Origin of the sequence: Romboutsia sp. 13368 (genome assembly GCF_018336475.1) — a bacterium.
Lineage (GTDB): Bacteria > Bacillota > Clostridia > Peptostreptococcales > Peptostreptococcaceae > Romboutsia.
This window is the reverse complement of sequence record NZ_CP048741.1, coordinates 1,533,391-1,533,615: the sequence shown is the minus strand read 5'-3', so window position 1 is coordinate 1,533,615 and position 225 is coordinate 1,533,391.

The window sequence follows — 225 nt, the reverse complement described above, 5'->3', positions numbered from 1 at the left end:
ATATAGATTATACTTCTAATTCAATATTCTGTTCTAAGGGACAAGCATATGTTGTAAAGGGAAGTGAAGCTAAAGAGTATATGCATTGTCTAGAAAAGTAATAAAAAGAGAAGAATAGTTTAAAAGTATCCTAAAAATTAAGTAGAAATATGACGAATCACAATAATTTACAATGGATTTCTACTATGTTAATATAAAAACATGTTATTATGTRTTTATTATTCT